Annotated in this window: 1 protein-coding gene; it reads left to right on the top strand. The window is 68.6% G+C overall.

Translation table 11 applies throughout. The features are described from left to right. The first annotated feature begins 121 nt into the window (after window positions 1-121). Window positions 122-1549, top strand: a complete 1428-nt coding sequence (locus ABZ453_RS51200; RefSeq protein WP_359026951.1) for an IS1380 family transposase — start codon at window positions 122-124, stop codon at window positions 1547-1549. The last annotated feature ends 173 nt before the right edge of the window (window positions 1550-1722 follow it).

Raw genomic sequence — 1722 nt, 5'->3', positions numbered from 1 at the left:
TAACCCCGGTTATTCAGCGGAATTGGGTGAGCTGACGGCCTGACAGCAGAAAGGTGCCGCTGACCTGCGAGGATGCGAGTGTCTAGGTCGTATCCGGTGCAGGAGTCAGGACACCTTTCTGGTGAGCGAGCGTACAGGGTGGGATCGTCGGCTGTCCGTGGCAGCCGACGGGAAGGGGCTGGTCGGGCATGCAGGGGCGGTGCTGCTGCGCCGGCTGGCGGACCGTGTGGGGCTGACACGAGGGCTCGCCGGGGTGCTTCCCTCGAGCACGAGTGCCAGGTGGCGGGAGCGGGCCGGGGTGCTCGTCCAGCTCGCTGTCGCGATGGTGCTCGGGGCGCGGAGCCTGCTGGAGGCCGAGCAGCTTCAGCTTCACCACCAGGGCCTGTTCGGCCCTGCGGCCTCGGACTCAACGATGCGCCGTCTGCTGGCCGAGCTGGACGACAAGACCCTGAGAAAGATCGCGAAGGTGCGCCGACGGGTGCGCCGGCATGTGTGGACGCTGCTCCACCTGCGGCCCGGCGGCTTCCCGTGGCTCACGGTCGCCGGACGGAGGTTGACAGGCTGGATCGTCATCGACCTGGACGCCACGGTCATCACGAGCGTGTCCCGGAAACAAGGGGCCGCGGCCACGTTCAAGGGCACGTTCGGCTTCCATCCGCTGGGCAGTTGGCTGGCGAACACCGGCGAGAGCCTCGCGATGGAACTCCGCCCGGGCAACGCAGGGGCGAACACCGTGGACGACCACGTCCGCGTCCTGGCCGCCGCGCTGGATCAGATACCGCACTCCTCCCAGTCGAAGATCCTCGTGCGGGTCGACGGCGCGGGCGCCACCCATGGCCTGCTCCAGCACCTGGAGGCGCTGAACACGAAGCGGCGCACGGTCCGTTACACGGTCGGATGGAAGATCACGCCCGAGGACGAGGCGGCGATCGCGAGGCTCCCCGAAAGCGCCTGGGAGACCTCGCTGACACAGGGCGGCGACCTTCAAACGGGTTACCAGGTTGCGGAGTTGACCTACCTGAACACCCGCGAGGGCTGGCCGGAGGGCATGCGCCTGATCGTCCGCCGCGTGCGCCCGTCGAGGCGGCACATGAAGAAGCTGACCGCCTTCGAGCAGAGGACCGGCTGGCGCTACTCCATCACCGTCACGAACATCCGGCACATGTGGGGCATCGCCGGCTCCCACCAGATCCAGTTCCTCGACGCCCTGCACCGCGACCACGCCGAGGTCGAAGACCGTATCCGTACCGGCAAGGCCATGGGGCTGACGAATCTGCCCTCACAGTCGTGGCAGATCAACACAGGCTGGATGCTCGCCGCGAACCTCGCCGCCGATCTCGACACCTGGCTGCGGCTGCTCACCCTGCATGACCAGGACGGCCTCGAAGACGCCGAGCCGGACACGATGCGCCTGCGCCTCTACCACCTTCCGGCCCGCCTCGCCCGTCACGCTCGCCGCCGCATGCTCCGCATCGAGCAGACCTGGCCCTGGGCGGCAGCGTTCACCACCAGCTGGAACAGGCTCACGCAACTTCCGGCCACCACCTGACGGCCGGCTCACACCCCGACGAGGACCAGGAAGGAGGACACCCCGCGCCCTCCGGGCCCGTGGAACCCGGCGCACCCCGCGGCGTCACGCGACGGCCCGTCCTCCAACGGCGGAGGACATTACGGGCGAACAGCCGCACTGATCAGCGACCGAAACCCGCTGAAGAATCGAGG

This window comes from Streptomyces sp. NPDC005799 (assembly GCF_040630525.1).
Classification (GTDB): domain Bacteria; phylum Actinomycetota; class Actinomycetes; order Streptomycetales; family Streptomycetaceae; genus Streptomyces; species Streptomyces griseorubiginosus_B.
The sequence above is the reverse complement of the archived record's forward strand: the minus strand, read 5'-3'. Positions and strand labels throughout refer to the sequence as shown.